Genomic DNA, 19,789 nt, shown 5'->3' with positions numbered 1-19,789 from the left:
CGCTGCCGGCCTCCTGGACCATGCGCACGGCGCGCTCCATCACTTCGGGGGAATATCGGACTGATTTTTTCATGGTGGCTCCATTTTCTCAAATGTTGGAGCCTCCTTCAAACCCGGGGCGATTCACAGCGTGGAGGCAGCCCAGTTGACTGCCGGTTGGATATGGCACTATAAGAAATCAGCCAAGGCGTCTGCTGGAATGTTGAGTTAGCCGCTTTTCATGAGGCGACTCGCTCTTGAAGGGCCTCTTGAGCCATGGCATTGATACTTTTTCCTTCAGCCTGTGCGGCAATGGCCAGCTTCTCCACCACATGGTACTTACTTCGCACGGACATATGCAACTTCTGATCAAGCGTCGCGCCCGCCCGATTGACTGAGTGCTCAATTTCATTTGGCGTTTTGATTATTTTTGTAATTGCTGTGCGACGCGGTCCCACCGCAGAATGCCTCGCAGCCGGTTGGGCAAGACCCGAATCCCTCGGACGCCAATCTGCACAATAAACGGGGAACATTCATGAAAGTCAGAAAATGCATTCTCGGGGCAACCATGATGTCTGCCCTGGCAGGATGTGGCAGCATCAACGCGACCGCCAACGACACCACGCACGCAGCATTTAACTGGACATCGAGCGCGCCGCTCATCTCGCCGCAACCCGTTCCAGGCCAGACCATCTATGGCGTGAAAGACCCTTCGATCGTCTACGTGAACGGCAAATATCATGTGTTCATGACGACCGCCGGCTCTGCTGGTTGGGGACTCGCGTACACAAGCTTTGAGAAGTGGTCGGACGCGTCATCCGCGACCATCGTGCCGCTGGACAAATCCCCGATGGGGCCGGGTTATCGCGCGGCCCCCCAAGTGTTTTATTTTGCTCCGCAAAAAACCTGGTATCTGGTTTATCAAGGCGGCGATCCGCTCTATTCCACCTCGAACGATATCGCTGATCCCAAGTCCTGGAGCGCTCCCAAGCCATTCTTTTCTGCGGCCCCTGACATCGTCAAACAACCGCAAGGTCACGGCTGGCTGGATTTCTGGGTGATCTGCGATGATCAGAAATGCTATCTGTTCAATACCGATGACCACGGGCGCCTGCTGCGGTCCGAAACCGACCTCCGCCAGTTCCCGCATGGCTTCCATAATACGGTCGCTGTCATGACGGAAAAGACGGAGGACCTGTTCGAGGCAAGCAATACCTACCGGATCGCGGGCACCCATACCTACGTCACGCTGGTGGAGGCCGTGTCACCGAAGGGGCGCTACTTCCGGATCTGGAAGAGCGACAGTCTGGAGGGAAAATGGGAGCCGTTCTCCCCGGCTTCCATGAACGCTTTCGCCAGCCGCGATAACGTCAAGCAGGCGTGGTCGCAAGATATATCGCACGGTGAAATGGTACGGACGAATACAGATCAAACCATGACCATCGATCCCTGCCGGCCGCTGGAATATCTGTACCAGGGCAATGACCCGGCGGTGCGCGTGGACGATTACATCAAACTCCCGTATCGCCTGGGCCTGATCACGGCGCAGGGCGACAATCCGGTGAGCGCGCTTTGCCGCCAGCCCGGCGCCACGCCATGAAACCAAAAAGCCCCCGCCGGCACTGAGCACGCTCAGGCTGGCGGGGGCTTTTCAGCGGACTACCTGGCGATTACTGCGCGTTGGCGGCAGCGGCGGCAGCTTCTTCCGCGGCGGCTTTCATCGACAGTTTCAGGCGGCCGCGGTCGTCGGTTTCCAGAACCTTGACGCGCACTTGCTGGCCTTCTTTCAGATAATCGGCCACGGCGTTCACACGCTCGTTGGCGATCTGCGAGATGTGCAGCAGGCCGTCTTTGCCTGGCATGACCTGAACGATGGCGCCGAAGTCCAGCAGCTTGAGCACGGTGCCGTCGTAGGACTTGCCTACTTCAACCGACGCGGTCAGTTCTTCGATGCGGCGCTTGGCTTCCTGGCCGGCAGCGGCGTCCACGGAGGCGATGGTGACCACGCCTTCGTCGCTGATGTCGATCTGGGTGCCGGTCTCTTCGGTCAGGGCGCGGATCACGGCGCCGCCTTTGCCGATCACGTCACGGATCTTCTCCGGATTGATCTTGATGGTGATCAGGCGTGGTGCGAAGTCCGACAGTTCGGTCTTCACGCTCGGCACGGCTTTCTGCATTTCGCCCAGGATGTGCTCGCGGCCTTCCTTGGCTTGCGCCAGCGCCACTTGCATGATTTCCTTGGTGATGCCCTGGATCTTGATGTCCATCTGCAAGGCGGTGATACCGTTGCGGGTACCGGCGACCTTGAAGTCCATGTCGCCCAGGTGGTCTTCGTCACCCAGGATGTCGGACAGCACGGCGAACTTGCCGCCTTCCTTGATCAGGCCCATGGCGATACCGGCCACGTGCTCTTTCATCGGCACGCCGGCATCCATCAGCGCCAGGCAGCCGCCGCAGACCGAGGCCATCGACGACGAACCGTTCGATTCGGTGATTTCCGACACCAGACGCACGGAGTAGCTGAACTCGTCCGGCGACGGCAGGGCCGCGACCAGTGCGCGCTTGGCCAGACGGCCGTGGCCCACTTCGCGGCGCTTCGGCGTACCGACGCGGCCGGTTTCGCCGGTGGCGAACGGTGGCATGTTGTAGTGCAGCATGAAGTCGTCGGTGTACTCGCCCATCAGCGCGTCGATCTTCTGCGAATCGCGGGCGGTGCCCAGGGTCGCTACGACCAGGGCCTGGGTTTCGCCACGGGTGAACAGGGCCGAACCGTGGGTACGCGGCAGCACCGAGGTGCGGATCGAGATCGGACGCACGGTGCGGGTGTCGCGGCCGTCGATGCGTGGCTCGCCGTCCAGGATCTGCGAACGGACGATTTTCGATTCCATCTCGAACAGGATGTTGCCGACTTCAACCGAGTCAGGTGCGGCGGCGCCGGCAGCGGCGGCTTCCGCGCCCAGATCGGCGATGATTTCAGCCGAGGCGGCACGCAGTTTTTCGGTACGGGCTTGCTTGTCGCGGGTCTGATAAGCGTCGCGCAGCTTGGCTTCGCCGAAGTGGGCCACGCGGCCGATCAGGGCTTCGTTCTTGGCCGGGGCGGTCCAGACTTGCTCAGGCTTGCCGCCATCGCGCACCAGGTCGTGGATCGCGTCGATCACGGCCTTCATCTGGGTGTGGCCAAAGACCACGGCGCCCAGCATGATTTCTTCCGACAGCTGCTGCGCTTCCGATTCCACCATCAGCACGGCGGTTTCGGTACCGGCGACCACCAGATCCATCTGCGAGGTCTTCAGTTGTTCAACGGTCGGGTTCAGGATGTACTGGCCGTTGGCGTAACCCACGCGGGCGGCGCCGATAGGACCATTGAACGGCACGCCCGACACGCACAGCGCGGCCGAAGCACCGATCATCGAAGCGATGTCTGGATCGATTTCCGGATTGACCGACAGAACGTGCACAATCACTTGCACTTCGTTCATGTAGCCCTCTGGGAACAGAGGACGGATAGGACGGTCGATCAGGCGGGATGTCAGCGTTTCTTTTTCCGAAGGACGACCTTCACGCTTGAAGAAACCGCCAGGGATCTTGCCCGCGGCGTAGGTTTTCTCCAGGTAGTCGACGGTCAGTGGGAAGAAGTCCTGGCCTGGTTTCGCGTCTTTACGCGCCACCACGGTGGCCAGCACGACGGTGTCTTCAATCGACACCATCACCGCGCCGGAGGCCTGACGAGCGATCTCGCCAGTTTCCAGCGTGACGGTGTGTTGACCGTACTGGAAGGTTTTCGTAACTTTATTAAACATGGGTAATCCCTTTCTATTTGCCGACAGATTTTCAGGAGCTGTCGTTCACCTCACCACAGGCAGCCAAGGCGGCCACCTTTACTACAACGTTACAACTACATTCTACTTAGCAATTTTTTAATGCTCAGAAAGACAAAATGCCCGCGACAGCAAACTGGCGCAGGCATTCTGTTTTAAGCCGGACGGCGCAAAAATTACTTACGCAGGCCCAGTTTAGCGATCAGGTCGCGGTAACGGGTCGCATCCTTGTCCTTCAGGTAGGACAGCAGGGATTTACGACGGTTAACCATCTTGATCAGACCACGACGCGAGTGGTGATCCTTGGTGTGCTCTTTGAAGTGGGCGTTCAGTTCGTTGATACGGGCGGTCAGCAGAGCAACTTGCACTTCTGGGGAGCCGGTATCTTTTTGGCCACGGGCGTTGTCAGCGATGATCGCTGCTTTGTTGATGTTTTCTACGGTCATGATATTTACCTTTAACATGCGGTGCGCGGAGTCGTAACCCTGCTCACCGTGATTTACAATAAAACCCGGTCGGAAAGACCAGACCCGGAAGTATAGCGGAAAAACGTCCCGCGTGTCTCTTTTTTCGGGAGGAAATCATGAGAAAAGCGCTGATGTGCGCCATTTTAGCGCTGTCGCTGGGCGGCTGCGCCCAGTTCGGCCGCCCGCCGCCCCAGCCCGGCGACAGCCGCGAGGCCGTGCTGACCCGGCTCGGCCAGCCCACCAATGTCTACGCGGATGGCGCCGATACTTTGCTGGAATATGCCTACGGCCCGTTCGGCCAGTACACCTGGATGGCGCGCCTTGGGCCTGACGGCCGCCTGCGCTCCTATGAACAAGTGCTGACCAGCGCCAAGTTCGCCACCGTGAAGCCGGGCAAGGACACCAAGGAAACCATCCTGCGTATCTTTGGCCGCCCCACTCAAGTCACGCACTATGCCAGCGTGGACGGCGATGTCTGGCTGTACCGCTACAAGGAGCAGGACGTGTGGAATTCCATGATGTCGGTGGAGTTCGACCGCCAGGGCGTGGTGCAAGCCATGGTCAACGGCCCGGACGAGGAGCGCGAAGTGCGGCGCCGATGATGTAGCCAAAATACAAAAATATCCCATCTATTTTGTAGCTCAGCTACTTTTCGGTAGATAATAAGCTAATAAAAATAGATGGAGACCACACATGCACGCAAAAGTACAAGCGGCCGCGCCCGACCACGGGCCTGTCCGCAAGCCCCGGCTGTCGTTCTGGGCGATCTGGAATATGAGCTTCGGCTTTCTCGGCATCCAGGCCGGCTTCGCGCTCCAACAGAGCAATGTGCCGCGCATCTTTGAAACCATGGGCGCCGAGCTGGACAAGATCGGCTACCTGATGACGGCCGCGCCGCTGGCTGGCCTGCTGGTTCAGCCTATCCTCGGCTACATGAGCGACCGCACATGGGGCCGCTTCGGCCGGCGCCGCCCCTACTTCCTGATCGGCGCCATCCTCGCCACGCTGGGCATGTTCGGCATGCCGAATGCCTCGGTGCTATGGATGGCGGCGGCCATGCTGCTGTTGCTGGACGTGGCGATCAATATCTCGATGGAGCCGTTCCGTGCCTTCGTCGGCGATATGCTGCCCAAGGAGCAGCTGACCACCGGTTATGCGGTGCAGACGTTCTTCATCGGCGTGGGCGCGGTGGCGGCGTCCGCCCTGCCCTGGGTGCTGCAACACTGGTTCAGCATCGCCAATACCGCCGCGCCGGGCCAGACGCCGGATTCGGTGGTGTACTCGTTTTACATCGGCGGCGCGGTGTATCTGGGCGCGGTGCTGTGGACCGTGATTCGCACCAGGGAATACACGCCGGAGCAGATGCGCGCTTATCATCCGGAGCCGGAGCAAACCGCCACCGCGTCCACCGGCTTGCGCGGCTTCGTGCATGACTATCTCAACATGCCGAAGATTATGGTGCAGCTGTCGGCCGTGCAGTTCTTCACGTGGTTCACCTGGTTCTCGATGTGGACTTATGGCACGGCCACCGTTACGCAGCACATCTATCACGCCACAGACACCAGCTCCGCGCTGTACAACGATGGCGCCAGTTGGTGGGGCGTATGTGGCGCGGTCTATAACGCGGCGTCGATTGCGTTTGCCTTCGTGCTGCCGTTGATCGCGCGCCGCACCAGCCGCCGCACCGCGCACGCGATCGCGATGTTGGTGGGCGGCTTGAGCTTCCTGTCGATTTACTTCGTCAGCGCGCCGGGCTGGCTGCTGTTGCCGTTCGTGGGCATCGGGCTGGCGTGGGCCAGTACCCTATCGATGCCATATGCGATTTTGGCCGGCAAGGTTCCGGCCAGGAAAATGGGCATGTACATGGGCATGTTCAATATGTCGATTGTGATTCCGCAGGTGGTGTCGGGCGCCTGTCTTGGCCTGCTGCTGACGCAGGTCTTCCACGGCGACGCGGTGATGATGCTGATGCTGGGCGGTGTGTCGATGCTGCTGGCGGCGCTGCTGTCGCTGCGCATTCAGGAATCGAAGTAGGAGCAGTCCCACGCGCATGGCGGGCGTGCGCCGACGGTGAAGGAAGGTTGCGGTTGCTATGATCTTTTCATCAACATTGCAACCTAAGGAGTCCTCATGTCCCGTCACGCCATTTCCATCGCCGCCGCGCTTGCGCTGGGGGCCGCCAGTTCGCTCGCATCGGCCGAACCGGCGGCGCCGCTGGACCGCGCCAGTGTTTCGCTGGGCGCGTTCTACACCGAGCCACGCATCAATTACGAAGGCGAAACCAACTACGGCCGCATCGACACCGGCACCTATAAGACCGACCACGTCACGCTGCCGCGTGTGAAGGCACAGCTGCTGCTGGGCGACACGCAGGGTCTGGACTTCGACTACTACCGCTACGATAAAACCTACAGTCCTACCTTGAGCGGCAGCACCAACCTCAATGGCCTGCCACTGACCGGCAACGGCAAGCTGGATGCCAAGCTCAAACTCGATCTGGCCAACCTCGCCTATAAATGGTGGATGGGCAGCGGCAAGGATGTCTTCGGCATAGGCGTCGGTGCGGCTTATTATCGTGCGCGGCTGGATGGCACGGCCAGCGGTGTGTTGAATGGCGTGGCTGGCAACGCGGCCTATTCGGAGAGCGAGCATGCGTATGCGCCGTTGGTGGAACTGGGCTGGCGTCATGCGGTGTCGGACAATGTGCGCGTGTATGCGGATGCCTCGGGCATCAGGAAAAACGGCGGCAAGATCCATGGCCACATTTATGGTGGCGCGATCGGCGTGGAGTGGTATCCAACGCCAGCAGTGGGGGTGGTGGCCGAATACAGCACCAGCAAAATCAGCCTGACGCGCGATCGTGATGACACTGATCTCAACGTGCGCCTGAGCGGCCCGGCGGCTTACGTCAAGTTCCGCTTTTAAATAGCGCTGACAGCCCCCGCTTGCCATTGGCCGACACCGTCAGTGCGCGCGTGTCGTCACCGCGATGGAGCCAGCCGCGCTCAATGAAATTGTCCAGTAGCGCGACGGCCAGTGGCCCGGCGAAATGGTCGCGGCGTTCGGACCAGTCGACGCAACCGTATAGTTGGCGCGGGGCTTCGTGCAGCGTGACGCCCAGTTCTTGCACGCGCTGTGCGCCGGATGCGGTGAGTGCGAATTCGTGCGCATCGCCTTGCACCCAGCCGTTGTTGATGAAGCAGCGGCACAGGTCTACGCCCAGCACGCCGGCCAGGTGGCCGTAGCAGCTGCGGGCGTGGCGCAGACTGCTCATGGACGGGGCTTTCCAGCGCGTGGTTTCAGGCAGCGCGCCGTCGGCCACGCGCAGCAGGGCTTCCAGTGCGTGGGCGACGTTGCCATCCGCGAGCATGTAATAGCGATGACGGCCTTGCGCGCGCACGCGGGCCAGGCTTTCGTCGACCAGCAGCTTGAGATGCTGCGATGCCGTGGGCGCCGAGACGCCGGCGTGCTGCGCGAGCTCGGTGGCCGTGTAGAAGCGGCCATCAAGAAGGCGCGACAACATCAGCGCCCGCGTCGGATCGCCGATCGCCGCCGCCACACGCGCAAAACGCGGCTGCGCCGCTGTCACGATGCACCCGGCGGCTTGGGGAGCGCGTCGGCAGGAGCTTGGGCGCGGTCGTTCATGCCGTAGTCGCGGATGATGGAGGCGACGCGCAGGCGATAGTCGTCAAACACGCCACCGCGCCCTGCCCGCTGCGCGGCGCGATGCTCTTCCTGCCGGCGCCACGCCTGCACCGCCTGCTCATCGCGCCAGAATGACAGCGACAGTATCTTGCCCGGTGTCGTGATGCTGGTGAAGCGCTCCACCGAAATGAAACCGTCCACATTGACCAGCATCGGCCCTAGTTGCGCGGCGCGCTCCAGATATTCAGCCCGTCCGTCGGCGCTCGGCATCACTTCAAAGATCACGGCAATCATGTCACGCCCCTCGATAAAAACGCGTTGACGGCATTGTAAAGCAGGCCGCGCGACACCTCCAGGTGCATCAGGTGCGTCGCGCCGGGAATGGTGACCTGCGTGGCGTTCGCAAGCAAAGCCTGCAACCGGTTCATATCCGCCGCATCGCAAGCGCGATCCCATTCGCCGCGTAGCAGCAAGGTCGGCACATCGCATCCTCCGCCGAAAGTCCGGCCGTTGCGCAACGCGCGCACATCAGACTGCGGCCCCGCTGGCGAAAGCACAGCGGGCGGAATACGCTCGCATGCTTCGGGATCGGTGGCTAGAAATGCTTTGCTCCATGCCTCGAAGTGCGCCTCCGAGAGCGGCTGCGCGGCGCCTGATGGCACGTCTTCAATGAAGCGGCGATACTGCGCCCAGGCACTCAGCAGCAGATACGGTGGAACTGGCGCGGCAGTCGGCGGCTCGCCACTCGGTGCGCGTGCGAGAATCGGCGCGAACAACACCAGCGACATCAAGTCGTCGGCATGCACAGACGCGTAGTTCAGGGCCACCGTGCCGCCCCATGAATGTGCCAGCAAAACGACGCGCCGGCCACGATTGCGCGCGCGCACCGCCGCCACAACGCGCTGCAATTGCGGCAGCACCTGTGCCATATCGCCTGCCGGTTGCGTAGCGTCTGGCGAATAACGATCGGAAGCGCCATAGCCGGCAAAATCGAAAGCCCACACATTGAACCCGGCATCGCACAATGCATCCGCCCACGAACGCCCGTCCAGTTGCCACAGCACCGACAACTCCGCGCCAAAAGTCGATCCGTGAACGTAGATCACATCCGCAAGATCGGCCTGTGCTGGCTGGTGGTACAAGGCCAGCGTCGGCTGGCCGGCGGCTTGCAGGCGGATCAAGGCGCCACCGCCGACAGGAAGGTGCGTTCTTCGCGCAGGATGAAGCGCTGCTGCTGTGCGAAGGCGAAGTTATCTTTCGCCTCGCTGTCCCCCCGCAGGCGCGCGCGGTAGGATTCGTACTCGGCCAGCGAGTCGAAGCCTACCAGTCCCCACGCTTCGTAGTTGGTGCCTTCCAGCGGCAGGAAGTAGCCTAGCAGCCGTCCACCCAGACGCGGGATGATGCGGTGCCAGTTCTCGGCATATCGACGGAACGCGTCGCGCTGGAAGGGATCGATCTCGTAGCGGATAAAGCAAGTGACAGCCATGTAAGCCTCCTGTTGAAAACATCAGGATAGCTATCGGTCTGCCGGAATGCTTAGGCGTGGACCGAAGTATCAGCCCAACGCCGCCCGCACTTGCGCCGCCGTCGGAATCGGCGCCACCGCGCCATGGCCCAGCGTCGACAAGCCGGCGCTGGCATTCGCATAGCGCACCGCGTCGGCCAACGTGTCGCCGGCAGCCAGGCGCGCCAGCAGCGAGCCGTCGAAGCAGTCGCCGGCGCCGGTGGCGTCCACCGCTTGCACTGCGCGCGATGCGGCCAGTTGCGGCTCCGCGCCCTGCTCCGCGTACCATGCGCCGGAAGGACCGGCCTTCAGCACGACCGCACGTGCGCCTTGCGCGCGTGCCCATGCGAAGATCGCCTTCACATCGTCAGTGCCGGCCAGCGTGACCGCTTCGTCAAGGCTGGGCAGGAACAGATCGGTCAGCGCGATCGTCGCACAGATGGTGGCGCGGGCGCGTGCCAGTGGCCACAGCGACAGGCGCAAGTTCGGGTCGTAGCTGACCTGTGCACCAGCCGCGCGCGCCGCGTCAATCGCCGCGAATACGGTGTCGCAGGCGTTGGCGGAAATGGCCTGCGAAATGCCCGACACATGGAACCAGCGCGTGCGCTGCGCCGCGCTCAGGTCCATGGTCTGCGGCAGCATGCGGCTGGCCGCAGAACCCGCGCGCAGATAGCTGAACGCGTGCCCTGTCGGGCCGTGATTCACGAAGTACAAACCAGTCGGCGCCTGCGCATCGCGCGCCACGCCGCTGACATTCACACCTTCCGCCTGCCACAAGTCCAGCAGCATGCGGCCGAAATGATCTTCACCCACGCGGCTCAGGTACGCGGTACGCGCGCCCTGCCGGCTGGCGGCAATCACCGCGTTGGAGGTGTCGCCGCCGAAACCCTGACGGTACAAAGGCTCGCTGGCTAGGGCCTGGTTGAACTCCACCATCGCTTCACCCAGCGCTACAACATCAAACTCTTTACTCATGGTTGTGGATTTACCCGTTCAATCTTGGAATGCAGTTTGTTCAGCGCCGACAGATAGGCCTTGGCCGACGCCACGATAATGTCCGGGTCCGCGCCCACGCCATTGACGATGCGGCCTTCTTTCGACAAGCGCATCGTCACCTCGCCTTGCGACTGGGTGCCGGTGCTGATGGCGTTCACCGAGAACAGCACCAGCTCCGCGCCGCTGCCTACCTCGCCCTCGATGGCGTTGACGGTCGCATCGACCGGTCCATCGCCGCGTCCTTCGCTGACGTGTTCTTCACCGTCGACATGGAACACGATTTTCGCCGTCGGCGTCTCGCCGCTGGCCGAGCGCTGCTCCAGCGAGACGAAGCGATAGAACTCGCTCTCCTGCGACTGCTGCTCGTCCGACACCAGCGCCAGAATGTCCTCGTCAAAAATATCGGCCTTGCGGTCGGCCAGTTCCTTGAAGCGGGCAAAGGCCGCGTTGACCTCGGCCTCCGATTCCAGATCGATGCCCAGCTCCTGCAATCGCTGCTTGAAGGCGTTGCGGCCGGACAGCTTGCCCAGCACGATCTTGGTCGCGGTCCAGCCCACGTCTTCGGCGCGCATGATCTCGTAAGTCTCGCGCGACTTCAGCATGCCATCCTGATGGATGCCCGATGCGTGGGCAAACGCGTTCGCGCCCACCACCGCCTTGTTCGGCTGCACCGCAAAGCCGGTAATCTGCGACACCATCTTGGACGCCGCCACGATCTGCGTGGTGTCGATGCCGCATTCGAGATTGTAGTAGCCGCCGCGCGTACGCAGCGCCATCACCACCTCTTCCAGCGCCGTGTTACCAGCGCGCTCGCCAAGGCCATTGATGGTGCACTCGATTTGGCGCGCGCCGCCGATCACCACGCCGGCCAGCGAGTTGGCGACCGCCAGGCCAAGATCGTTATGGCAGTGCACCGACCACACGGCCTTGTCGGAATTCGGAATGCGCTCGCGCAGGCGGCGGATGGTTTCGCCGAACAGTTCCGGCACGGCATAGCCCACGGTGTCCGGGAAGTTGATGGTGGTAGCGCCTTCGGCGATCACGCCTTCCAGCACGCGACACAGGAAATCCTCATCCGAGCGGCTGCCGTCTTCCGGACTGAATTCGATATCGTCCGTGTGCTGGCGGGCGAAGCGCACCGCGTTGCGGGCCTGCTCCAGCACCTGCTCCGGCAGCATGCGCAGCTTGGCCTCCATGTGCAGCTTGGAGGTGGCGATGAAGGTGTGGATGCGTTTGCGCTCGGCCGGCAGCAGCGCTTCGGCGGCACGGGCGATGTCGCGGTCATTGGCGCGCGACAGCGAGCAGATGGTGGACTCGCGCACCGCCGAAGCGATGGCCTTGATCGATTCGAAATCGCCGGGCGATGCAGCCGCAAAGCCAGCCTCGATGACATCCACCCGCAGGCGCTCCAGCTGTTTGGCGATGCGGACCTTCTCGTCCTTGGTCATCGAGGCGCCCGGCGATTGCTCGCCGTCGCGCAGCGTGGTGTCGAAGATGATCAGGCGGTTGGATGAGTTACTCATGATTGCTCCTTGAATCTGCCCAGGGCCTGCCGCCCTATCGGTTTAATGACGCTCGCTCGGATCGTCGCTGTCCATCTCGGTCTGGATCAGACTGACCTTCTTGCCTTTGGCCGCGCGCCACGCAGCGACCCCGTAACCCGACAGGCCGTAAATCGCAAACAGAGGCCACAGTGTGGCCGCCGGCTTGATCGCAATCAGCGCCAGGCCAAGCGCGATCAGGAACACGCCGATGAATGGCACTGGCTTGCGGAAGTTCACATCCTTGAAACTATAGAACGGCACGTTGCTGACCATGGTCAGGCCGGCGAAGATGGCGATGCCCCACGAGACCCAGGCCATCTCCAGGCCGGAGACGTCGGCTTCCAGATCGAGGATCATCAGAATGAAACCGGCCATCAGCGCGGCGGCCGACGGCGAGGGCATGCCCTGGAAGTAGCGCTTGTCCACCACTTCGATATTGGTATTGAAGCGCGCGAGGCGCAGGGCGGCGCCGGCGCAGTAGACGAAGGCGGCGATCCAACCCAGCTTGCCCAGGCCGCGCAGCGACCATTCATACATCACCAGCGCCGGCGCGGCGCCGAAGGACACCATGTCCGACAGCGAATCGTACTGCGCGCCGAATTCGCTCTGCGTGTTGGTCAGGCGGGCAACGCGGCCGTCCAGTCCATCGAGCACCATGGCGATGAAGATGGCCCAGGCGGCGTGCTCAAATTTCTGATTCATCGCCATGACGATGGCGTAGAAACCGCAGAACAGCGCGGCCGTGGTGAAGGCATTCGGCAACAGGTAAATGCCACGATGGCGCGGACGGTCCAGATCCTCTCCGCGGGCGCGGCGTGCAAAACGGCTGAAACGCGACGTTTTGGGCAGCTTGGCTTGGGCCGCGCTGTTTTTGGCGCGGCGGCGGGGAAAGTTGGGCATAGTGGTCCGTTTCTGGTTATCTGAGTTGCGCCACCATTATAGAGGAGGCGCCCGCTTACTTGAAGCGCACCTTACCCACCAGTCGCATCGTCAGCGTGGTTTCGCCCGGCTCGAAGCTTGGCTCGGCCACGCTCGGCGCGGGTGGCGGCGCCGGTGCGGCTGCCATGGCCAGCGCGCGCGAGCCGCTCACTTCCACACGGTTGCTGTAGTTGCCGGAGCCCTCGAAGTCCACCGTATCGAGCACCGCGTCGCTGACCTTGCGGCCCATGGCCTTGGCAATCGAGTTGATACGCTCATTCAAGTTCTGATAAGTGGCGGCAATGCGCTGATCCTCCAGTTGGCGCGTGGCCTCGGGCGTCAGACTGAAATGCAGATAATTCAGGCTGAGGATGGCCTGGGCAGCAGCGACGGTGCGCGGCAGACTGTCCAAATTGGATGTCGTCATTTGCAGGGATTGGCCCACGCGCCACGAGGTTGGCACGCGCGGCTTGCGCAGTTGGCCCGGTTGCAGCGGCGGTTCTTCCGGATAGACCGGATAGGTGTAGTAATTCTGGGTTTTCAGGCTGGCTTGCGGATCGGCCTTCTTGACGATCTCCAGCCCCTGCTTCATTTTCGTGTTGACGCGCGAGGCGGCGGCGGCCTTGTCCTTGTCGATCTCTTCAACCGACAGCGTCACCGTGGCCTGGTCGTTGGCGCGCTTGACCTCGCCGAAAGCCGGCACCACCACCAGCGTGCCGGCGGTGGACAGCGATTGCGCATGGACGGACAAAACACAGGCCGCCAGGGCGGCGGCAACAAGGTATTTCATGGCAAGCTCCAGTGTTGAGATAAAAATAATACTTTACCTCAAACACTGCGGACTTACTTGAATCGCACCTTGCCGACCAGATGCATTTGCAGGGTGGTCTCGCCCGGCTCGAAGCTTGGCTCGGCCACATTCGTGTTGTCGGCGGCTTTCGACAGGCGCATCATCACCGGTTCGGCGGCCGGGCGCGCCTCGGTGTAATTGCCGGAGCCCTCAAAGTCGACCGTATCGAGCACGGCGTCGCCCACCTTGCGGCCCATGGCGGTGGCGATGAAGCCGATGCGCTCGTTCAGGTTCTGGTAGGTGGCGGCGATGCGCTGGTCATCGAGCTTTTTGGTGGCTTCAGGCGTGAGGCCGAAGTTGATGCCGTTCAGGGTCAGGATCTTCTGGGCGGCTGCCACGGTTTTTGGCAGTTTATCGAGATTGGTGGTGGTCACCTCCAGATACTGGCCGACGCGCCAGGCGGTGGGCACGCGTTGTTTGACCGGCTGGCCATTCGGCAGCACGCGCTCCTCCGGGTAGACCGGGTAGGTGTAATAGCCTTGCGTTTTCAGGCCGGCTTGCGGGTCTTCCTTCTTGACGATGTCCAGGCCCTGCTTCATTTTCTGATTGACGCGCGATGCGGCGGCGGCTTTGTCCTTGTCCTGTTCTTCAATGGCCAGCGTGACGACGGCTTGGTCATTGGCGTGTTTCACTTCGCCGTAGGCTGGCACCACCACCAGCGCGCCGGTGGTCGGCAGCGATTCCGTCGGAGCGGCGTGCGCGGCCAGCGCGATCGAGGTGATGGCAGCAACGGCAGCGAAGTTTTTCAAGATAGTCATGCGGGCTCCAAAGTTAAAGTTACGACAAGCCGCACTTTACCCGAATTCACAAAACATACCTGTAAGACATAGTGACCATATGTAACAGATTCGGGGTCAGATCTGACATTCGGACACTCAGCACAAATGTTTGAGATATATCAACACGCGAAAACGGCCATTTCCGCGTATTGAGATAAATCAAAGAACTGGTACGGCTGTCCAAATGACAGAGCTGACCCCGAATTGAAGCTTAAGGATGCGCTAATTGAGGGGGGCGGGAAGCTTGCTATGATGCGATTTCATCAGGAGGCTGACGATGGCGATTCTGGAATTTTTCGTGCCGCTACTATTCGATGTCGTGTTCTACGGCGTGGGCCAGGTCGTCATTCCCATCGTCTCACTGGGGCGCGCTCGCGCGGAGACGCCCAAGGAAGCGATCTACAGCTCGACTGTCATCTACACCCGTGCCGATGGCAAGCTCATCGTCTCCGGCGCCTTCACCATGGTCGTCGGCATCGCTTGCCTGGTCCTGCTCTGCATCCTCGCTTATCAATTCCAGAAATAAAAAAGCCGGCGCGAAGCCGGCTTTTTTGCGTGAGGAGGAACTGATTAGTTCTTCGACTGGTCAACCATTTTGTTTTTGGCGATCCAAGGCATCATGGCGCGCAGTTTGGCGCCGACTTCTTCGATCTGGTGCTCGGCGGTCAGGCGGCGGCGCGAGATCAGGGTCGGGGCGCCGGCTTTGTTTTCCAGGATGAACGATTTAGCGTATTCACCGGTCTGGATGTCTTTCAGGCACTGACGCATGGCGTTCTTGGTGTCTTCGGTCACCACACGCGGGCCGGTCACGTACTCGCCGTATTCGGCGTTGTTCGAGATCGAGTAGTTCATGTTGGCGATGCCGCCTTCGTAGATCAGGTCGACGATCAGTTTCAGCTCGTGCAGGCATTCGAAGTAGGCCATCTCTGGCGCGTAGCCGGCTTCCACCAGGGTCTCGAAGCCCGCCTTGATCAGCTCAACCGCGCCACCGCACAGAACCGCCTGCTCGCCGAACAGGTCGGTCTCGGTCTCTTCGCGGAAGTTGGTTTCGATGATGCCGGCACGGCCGCCGCCGTTGGCCGAGGCGTACGACAGGGCGATGTCGCGGGCGATGCCGGACTTGTCCTGGTACACGGCGATCAGGTGCGGCACGCCGCCACCCTGGGTGTAGGTGGCGCGCACGGTGTGGCCCGGGGCCTTCGGCGCAACCATGATCACGTCCAGGTCGGCACGCGGCTGAACCTGGCCGTAGTGCACGTTGAAGCCGTGGGCGAAGGCCAGCACTGCACCCTGCTTGGCGTTCGGCGCGACGTTTTCGTTGTACACCTGGGCGATGTTCTCGTCCGGCAGCAGGATCATGATGACGTCGGCGGCTTTCACTGCGTCGTTCACTTCCGCGACTTTCAGGCCGGCTTTCTCGACCTTGTTCCAGGACGAGCCGCCTTTGCGCAGGCCGACGGTCACGTTCACGCCCGAATCGCTCAGGTTTTGCGCGTGTGCGTGGCCCTGCGAGCCGTAGCCGATGATGGCCACGTTTTTGCCTTTGATCAGGGAGAGGTCAGCGTCTTTGTCGTAGAAAACTTTCATGTTCATTCCTAGTAAATTCGTTATATGAGATGCGTGTTGCTTGATCTTGCTTAGACTTTGAGGATGCGTTCGCCGCGTCCGATGCCGGAACCGCCGGTACGGACCGTCTCCAGGATGGAGGCGCGGTCGATCGAATCGATAAACGCATCGAGCTTGCTCTTGGCGCCGGTCAGTTCAATCGTGTAGCTCTTTTCGGTGACGTCGATGATGCGGCCACGGAAGATGTCGGCGGTGCGCTTCATTTCCTCGCGTTCCTTGCCCACCGCGCGCACTTTGATCAGCATCAGTTCGCGTTCGATGTGCTGGCCTTCGGTCAGGTCCACCACCTTCACCACCTCGATCAGGCGGTTCAGGTGCTTGGTGATCTGTTCGATGATGTCATCCGAGCCGGTGGTGACGATGGTCATGCGCGACAGGGTTGGGTCCTCGGTCGGCGCCACGGTCAGCGTTTCGATGTTGTAGCCACGGGCCGAGAACAGGCCCACCACGCGCGACAGCGCGCCGGCTTCGTTTTCCAGCAAGACAGAAATAATGTGTCGCATGTTAGAGATCCTCCGAACCCAGCAGCATTTCAGAGAGGCCCTTGCCGGCTTTCACCATCGGCCAGACGTTTTCTCCTTGGTCGGTAATGAAGTTCATGAAGACCAGCTTGTCTTTCATGGCGAAGGCGTCGCGCAGCGCGCCGTCCACGTCACCCGGTTTTTCAATGCGCATGCCGACGTGGCCATAGGCCTCGGCCAGCTTCTCGAAGTTCGGCAGCGAGTCCATGTAGGACTCGGAGTAGCGCGAACCGTAGTCGATCTGCTGCCACTGGCGCACCATGCCCAGGAAGCGGTTGTTCAGCATGATGATCTTCGGCGTCAGGTGGTACTGTTTGCAGGTCGCCAGCTCCTGAATGTTCATCTGGATCGAACCTTCGCCGGTGATGCAAGCCACCGTGGCGTCAGGATTCGCCATCTGCACGCCCATGGCGTATGGCAGGCCCACGCCCATGGTGCCCAGACCGCCCGAGTTGACCCAGCGCTTAGGCTTGTCGAAGCCGTAGTACTGCGCGGCCCACATCTGGTGCTGGCCGACGTCGGAGGTGATGAAGGCGTCGCCCTTGGTCACTTCCCACAGTTTTTCCACCACGGCTTGTGGCTTGATGACCAGATCGGAGCCCGAATACTTCAGGCAGTCCTTGCCGCGCCATTCGTTGATCTGCTTCCACCAGTCCTTGAGCGCAGGCGCGTTCGGCTTGGCATCCGCCGCATCGAGCTGGGCCAGGAATTCGACCAGCACGTCCTTGACGTTGCCGACGATAGGAATGTCCACCTTCACGCGCTTGGAGATCGACGACGGATCGATGTCCACGTGAATGATCTTGCGCGGGTTGGAGGCGAAGTGTTTCGGGTTGCCGATCACGCGGTCGTCGAAACGCGCGCCGATGGCGATCAGCACGTCACAGTTCTGCATCGCCATATTGGCTTCGTAGGTCCCGTGCATGCCCGGCATGCCGACGAATTTCTCGTCGCTGGAGCGGTACGCGCCCAGGCCCATCAGCGTGTTGGTGACCGGGAAGCCCAGTTTGTCGACCAGTTTATTCAGTTCCGGCGAGGCATTCGCCAGGATCACGCCGCCACCGGTGTAAATCATCGGGCGTTCGGCTTGCAGCAGCAGCTGCACCGCCTTGCGGATCTGGCCGGAGTGGCCTTTGTCTACCGGTTTGTACGAACGCATCTCGACCTCTTTCGGGTACGAGAAGCTCGTTTTATGCATGGAGATATCCTTCGGAATATCGACCAGCACAGGGCCTGGACGGCCGGTGCGGGCGATGAAGAAGGCTTTCTTCATGGTCTCGGCCAAGTCCTTGACGTCCTTGACGAGGAAATTGTGCTTGACCACCGGACGGGTAATACCGACCGTGTCGCATTCCTGGAACGCATCCTGGCCGATCGCGTGGCTCGGCACCTGGCCGGAGATCACCACCATCGGGATGGAATCCATGTACGCGGTGGACAGGCCCGTCACTGCATTGGTAACACCCGGACCGGACGTGACCAGTGCAACACCGACCTTGTTCGACGAGCGCGAGTATGCGTCGGCAGCGTGGATCGCAGCCTGCTCGTGGCGTACCAGAATGTGTTGGAATTTGTCTTGCTTGAAGATGGCGTCGTAGATGTAGAGTACGGCACCGCCAGGGTAACCAAAGACGTGCTCAACGCCCTCTTCGGCCAGGCAGCGCACGACAATTTCCGCGCCAGTAAGTTGTGAACTAGATGCTTCGGTATTCATGAAACATTCCTTTCAAGGTCCATAGGAGATTGATCGGATGCTCTGTCCTGACGGGGTATGAATACCGCTACAGCTCTGCCTGGCTTCCCTTTATTTATGCGGTCGCACTGCCTCTTCCGCCAACCGTAGTGGCGTGCAAAGCGATGCTAGCGCAAACTCTCGTTTGGCCGGGTTTTCCGTAGTGGTGTTGCATACCTCTCACGCTTGTGGCGTGGGCGAGAGCAAACTGCCTACTAAATGAAAGCGCGTCGTGTCGATTGCGGCGTTGTGTGCCTGCTGCGACCAGACCATAGAGCTTCGGGGTTGTTCAAAGCGTCCCATACGGTAACACCGCCATACCCTTTTCAGCAAGGGATAATTTGGAAATTGATCGTTTTTGATGTAAAACCATGCAAAACAGGAGGTTTTTTGCTAGCATGCGCCACAGTTCAAAACATCCCAACGCATGGCCACAGACAAAGAATTATCCGACTTCCTCGAAAACGTCGAACGCCGGGCCTTCAAACAAGCCGTCTACGCAGTACGCAAGGACGAATCCGCTCTCGATATCGTGCAGGACGCGATGATCAAGCTCGCCGAAAAATACGGCGACAAGCCGGCCGCCGAGCTGCCGATGCTGTTCCAGCGTATCCTGCAAACCACCATCCTCGATTATTTCCGCAGGGAAAAAGTCCGTAACAGCTGGGTCAGCCTGTTTTCCGGCATGGGCCCCTCGGGCGACGAGCACGAGGACTTTGATATACTCGAATCGTATGCCGCCGAAGCCGGCACCGAGGCCGCCGAATCGGGCGCCGACAAGGTGGAACGCCAGCAAACGCTCGCCCTTATCGAGGCAGAAATACAAAAACTGCCGGCGCGTCAACGCGAAGCCTTCCTCATGCGTTACTGGCAGGACATGGATGTGGCCGAAACGGCCGAGGCAATGGGCTGCTCAGAAGGCAGCGTCAAAACGCATTGCTCACGAGCAACTCACGCGCTGGCCGAGGCGCTGCAAGCCAAGGGAATTAAATTATGAACACCGACGATCTGAATTTCGCTTACAAAGTGCGCCACGCGCTCAATGAAAAGCTGGACGAGCTGCCCGCTTCGACCACAGACCGCCTGGCTCAGGCGCGCAAGATGGCGCTCGCGCGCAAGAAGGCCCATGTGGAGCAGCCGCTCTCCGTGCGGGTTACCAAGGCTGATCTGGCTGTCGCCGGCGGCGGCATCAGCGGCTTCTTCTCGCAGTTTGCCTGGCTGGGCCGGGTCAGCATGGCGGTGCCGGCGCTGGCCCTGGTGATCGGCATGATCGGCATCTACCAGTACGAGCAGCAGGAACGCATCGCCGACCTGGCCGAGATCGACGCGGCCGTGCTGTCGGACGAGCTGCCGCTGAACGCCTACCTGGACCACGGCTTCAACGCCTATCTGTCGCAAAGCGAGTAAGCG

At 61.0% G+C, this 19,789-nt stretch carries 21 protein-coding genes; 7 read left to right on the top strand and 14 right to left on the bottom strand.

Annotated elements, in window-relative coordinates; genetic code table 11:
• Positions 1–514 precede the first annotated feature (514 nt).
• A complete protein-coding gene (locus GM676_RS28575) occupies positions 515–1,579 on the top strand; it encodes a glycoside hydrolase family 62 protein (protein ID WP_211923310.1) in 1,065 nt (354 codons plus the stop codon).
• 70 nt (positions 1,580–1,649) lie between these two features.
• Here the strand turns inward: GM676_RS28575 and pnp are convergent, their stop codons facing one another.
• Both pnp and rpsO read right to left on the bottom strand, forming a co-directional pair.
• Positions 1,650–3,779: a polyribonucleotide nucleotidyltransferase gene (pnp, locus tag GM676_RS28570; RefSeq protein ID WP_155467777.1), complete on the bottom strand. Its 2,130-nt coding sequence runs from the start codon at positions 3,777–3,779 to the stop codon at positions 1,650–1,652.
• A gap of 194 nt (positions 3,780–3,973) precedes the next feature.
• Positions 3,974–4,243, bottom strand: a complete 270-nt coding sequence (gene rpsO, locus GM676_RS28565; RefSeq protein WP_155467775.1) for a 30S ribosomal protein S15 — start codon at positions 4,241–4,243, stop codon at positions 3,974–3,976.
• 137 nt (positions 4,244–4,380) lie between these two features.
• Between rpsO and bamE the strand changes: the two genes are divergently transcribed.
• The 3 genes from bamE (at position 4,381) to GM676_RS28550 (ending at position 7,189) form a co-directional block, all read left to right on the top strand.
• Entirely contained in the window at positions 4,381–4,866 is a 486-nt protein-coding gene (gene bamE, locus GM676_RS28560) for an outer membrane protein assembly factor BamE domain-containing protein (RefSeq protein ID WP_155467773.1), read from the top strand.
• Positions 4,867–4,957: 91 nt separating this feature from the next.
• Positions 4,958–6,298 (top strand): MFS transporter, encoded by a 1,341-nt coding sequence (locus tag GM676_RS28555; RefSeq protein ID WP_155467771.1) that lies wholly within the window; start codon positions 4,958–4,960, stop codon positions 6,296–6,298.
• 96 nt (positions 6,299–6,394) lie between these two features.
• On the top strand, positions 6,395–7,189 hold the full coding sequence (locus GM676_RS28550) for a hypothetical protein (RefSeq protein WP_155467769.1): 795 nt from the start codon (positions 6,395–6,397) through the stop codon (positions 7,187–7,189).
• On the opposite strand, the gene GM676_RS28545 is transcribed toward GM676_RS28550, so the two are convergent.
• The 9 genes from GM676_RS28545 to GM676_RS28505 form a co-directional block, all read right to left on the bottom strand.
• A complete protein-coding gene (locus GM676_RS28545) occupies positions 7,173–7,853 on the bottom strand; it encodes an ArsR/SmtB family transcription factor (RefSeq protein ID WP_371866401.1) in 681 nt (226 codons plus the stop codon). The two genes, GM676_RS28550 and GM676_RS28545, sit on opposite strands and share 17 nt — an antisense overlap.
• On the bottom strand, positions 7,850–8,203 hold the full coding sequence (locus GM676_RS28540; protein WP_155467767.1) for an antibiotic biosynthesis monooxygenase family protein: 354 nt from the start codon (positions 8,201–8,203) through the stop codon (positions 7,850–7,852). The genes GM676_RS28545 and GM676_RS28540 overlap by 4 nt, the downstream gene beginning before the upstream one ends.
• Entirely contained in the window at positions 8,200–9,090 is an 891-nt protein-coding gene (locus GM676_RS28535; protein WP_155467765.1) for an alpha/beta hydrolase, read from the bottom strand. The genes GM676_RS28540 and GM676_RS28535 overlap by 4 nt, the downstream gene beginning before the upstream one ends.
• A complete protein-coding gene (locus GM676_RS28530) occupies positions 9,087–9,395 on the bottom strand; it encodes an NIPSNAP family protein (RefSeq protein WP_155467763.1) in 309 nt (102 codons plus the stop codon). Before GM676_RS28530 ends, GM676_RS28535 begins: the two co-directional genes overlap by 4 nt.
• Before the next feature lie 69 nt (positions 9,396–9,464).
• Positions 9,465–10,388, bottom strand: a complete 924-nt coding sequence (locus GM676_RS28525) for a sugar kinase (protein ID WP_155467761.1) — start codon at positions 10,386–10,388, stop codon at positions 9,465–9,467.
• Positions 10,385–11,932: a 2-isopropylmalate synthase gene (locus GM676_RS28520; protein WP_155467759.1), complete on the bottom strand. Its 1,548-nt coding sequence runs from the start codon at positions 11,930–11,932 to the stop codon at positions 10,385–10,387. The genes GM676_RS28525 and GM676_RS28520 overlap by 4 nt, the downstream gene beginning before the upstream one ends.
• 42 nt (positions 11,933–11,974) lie before the next feature.
• Positions 11,975–12,853 (bottom strand): CDP-diacylglycerol--serine O-phosphatidyltransferase, encoded by an 879-nt coding sequence (gene pssA / locus GM676_RS28515; protein WP_155467757.1) that lies wholly within the window; start codon positions 12,851–12,853, stop codon positions 11,975–11,977.
• Positions 12,854–12,908: 55 nt separating this feature from the next.
• Entirely contained in the window at positions 12,909–13,661 is a 753-nt protein-coding gene (locus GM676_RS28510; RefSeq protein ID WP_155467755.1) for an SIMPL domain-containing protein, read from the bottom strand.
• A 53-nt stretch (positions 13,662–13,714) separates the two neighbouring features.
• On the bottom strand, positions 13,715–14,479 hold the full coding sequence (locus tag GM676_RS28505; RefSeq protein WP_155467753.1) for an SIMPL domain-containing protein: 765 nt from the start codon (positions 14,477–14,479) through the stop codon (positions 13,715–13,717).
• Positions 14,480–14,777: 298 nt separating this feature from the next.
• On the opposite strand from GM676_RS28505, the gene GM676_RS28500 reads away from it, so the two are divergent.
• On the top strand, positions 14,778–15,026 hold the full coding sequence (locus tag GM676_RS28500; RefSeq protein WP_155467751.1) for a hypothetical protein: 249 nt from the start codon (positions 14,778–14,780) through the stop codon (positions 15,024–15,026).
• Positions 15,027–15,070: 44 nt separating this feature from the next.
• Here GM676_RS28500 and ilvC read toward each other — a convergent pair whose 3' ends face one another.
• The 3 genes from ilvC to GM676_RS28485 are packed head-to-tail and all read right to left on the bottom strand — an operon-like array spanning position 15,071 to position 18,361.
• Positions 15,071–16,087 (bottom strand): ketol-acid reductoisomerase, encoded by a 1,017-nt coding sequence (gene ilvC / locus GM676_RS28495; protein WP_155467749.1) that lies wholly within the window; start codon positions 16,085–16,087, stop codon positions 15,071–15,073.
• Positions 16,088–16,137: 50 nt separating this feature from the next.
• Complete coding sequence (gene ilvN / locus GM676_RS28490) at positions 16,138–16,629, bottom strand: acetolactate synthase small subunit (RefSeq protein WP_155467747.1); 492 nt, start codon at positions 16,627–16,629, stop codon at positions 16,138–16,140.
• 1 nt (position 16,630) lies between these two features.
• Positions 16,631–18,361 carry an acetolactate synthase 3 catalytic subunit gene (locus GM676_RS28485; protein WP_155467744.1) on the bottom strand — a complete coding sequence of 577 codons (1,731 nt, stop codon included), beginning with the start codon at positions 18,359–18,361 and terminating at the stop codon, positions 16,631–16,633.
• A gap of 445 nt (positions 18,362–18,806) precedes the next feature.
• Here GM676_RS28485 and GM676_RS28480 point away from each other — a divergent pair, with 445 nt between their 5' ends.
• Both GM676_RS28480 and GM676_RS28475 read left to right on the top strand, forming a co-directional pair.
• Positions 18,807–19,376: an RNA polymerase sigma factor gene (locus GM676_RS28480; protein WP_155467742.1), complete on the top strand. Its 570-nt coding sequence runs from the start codon at positions 18,807–18,809 to the stop codon at positions 19,374–19,376.
• Entirely contained in the window at positions 19,373–19,786 is a 414-nt protein-coding gene (locus GM676_RS28475) for a DUF3619 family protein (protein WP_155467739.1), read from the top strand. The genes GM676_RS28480 and GM676_RS28475 overlap by 4 nt, the downstream gene beginning before the upstream one ends.
• Positions 19,787–19,789 lie beyond the last annotated feature (3 nt).

Source organism: Duganella radicis, assembly GCF_009720825.1.
GTDB classification, from domain to species: Bacteria; Pseudomonadota; Gammaproteobacteria; order Burkholderiales; family Burkholderiaceae_D; genus Rugamonas; species Rugamonas radicis.
This window is presented reverse-complemented; position numbering and strand designations above follow the sequence as displayed.

Excerpts from the sequence above, each read along its gene's own strand:
- GM676_RS28540 (WP_155467767.1), bottom strand. The coding sequence starts at position 8,203 with ATGATTGCCGTGATCTTTGAAGTGATGCCGAGCGCCGACGGACGGGCT.
- GM676_RS28550 (WP_155467769.1), top strand. The coding sequence starts at position 6,395 with ATGTCCCGTCACGCCATTTCCATCGCCGCCGCGCTTGCGCTGGGGGCC.
- GM676_RS28510 (WP_155467755.1), bottom strand. The coding sequence starts at position 13,661 with ATGAAATACCTTGTTGCCGCCGCCCTGGCGGCCTGTGTTTTGTCCGTC.
- GM676_RS28475 (WP_155467739.1), top strand. The coding sequence starts at position 19,373 with ATGAACACCGACGATCTGAATTTCGCTTACAAAGTGCGCCACGCGCTC.
- GM676_RS28485 (WP_155467744.1), bottom strand. The coding sequence starts at position 18,361 with ATGAATACCGAAGCATCTAGTTCACAACTTACTGGCGCGGAAATTGTC.
- GM676_RS28505 (WP_155467753.1), bottom strand. The coding sequence starts at position 14,479 with ATGACTATCTTGAAAAACTTCGCTGCCGTTGCTGCCATCACCTCGATC.
- bamE (WP_155467773.1), top strand. The coding sequence starts at position 4,381 with ATGAGAAAAGCGCTGATGTGCGCCATTTTAGCGCTGTCGCTGGGCGGC.
- GM676_RS28500 (WP_155467751.1), top strand. The coding sequence starts at position 14,778 with ATGGCGATTCTGGAATTTTTCGTGCCGCTACTATTCGATGTCGTGTTC.
- GM676_RS28575 (WP_211923310.1), top strand. The coding sequence starts at position 515 with ATGAAAGTCAGAAAATGCATTCTCGGGGCAACCATGATGTCTGCCCTG.
- GM676_RS28520 (WP_155467759.1), bottom strand. The coding sequence starts at position 11,932 with ATGAGTAACTCATCCAACCGCCTGATCATCTTCGACACCACGCTGCGC.
- pssA (WP_155467757.1), bottom strand. The coding sequence starts at position 12,853 with ATGCCCAACTTTCCCCGCCGCCGCGCCAAAAACAGCGCGGCCCAAGCC.
- rpsO (WP_155467775.1), bottom strand. The coding sequence starts at position 4,243 with ATGACCGTAGAAAACATCAACAAAGCAGCGATCATCGCTGACAACGCC.
- GM676_RS28555 (WP_155467771.1), top strand. The coding sequence starts at position 4,958 with ATGCACGCAAAAGTACAAGCGGCCGCGCCCGACCACGGGCCTGTCCGC.
- GM676_RS28530 (WP_155467763.1), bottom strand. The coding sequence starts at position 9,395 with ATGGCTGTCACTTGCTTTATCCGCTACGAGATCGATCCCTTCCAGCGC.
- ilvC (WP_155467749.1), bottom strand. The coding sequence starts at position 16,087 with ATGAAAGTTTTCTACGACAAAGACGCTGACCTCTCCCTGATCAAAGGC.
- ilvN (WP_155467747.1), bottom strand. The coding sequence starts at position 16,629 with ATGCGACACATTATTTCTGTCTTGCTGGAAAACGAAGCCGGCGCGCTG.
- GM676_RS28480 (WP_155467742.1), top strand. The coding sequence starts at position 18,807 with ATGGCCACAGACAAAGAATTATCCGACTTCCTCGAAAACGTCGAACGC.
- pnp (WP_155467777.1), bottom strand. The coding sequence starts at position 3,779 with ATGTTTAATAAAGTTACGAAAACCTTCCAGTACGGTCAACACACCGTC.
- GM676_RS28525 (WP_155467761.1), bottom strand. The coding sequence starts at position 10,388 with ATGAGTAAAGAGTTTGATGTTGTAGCGCTGGGTGAAGCGATGGTGGAG.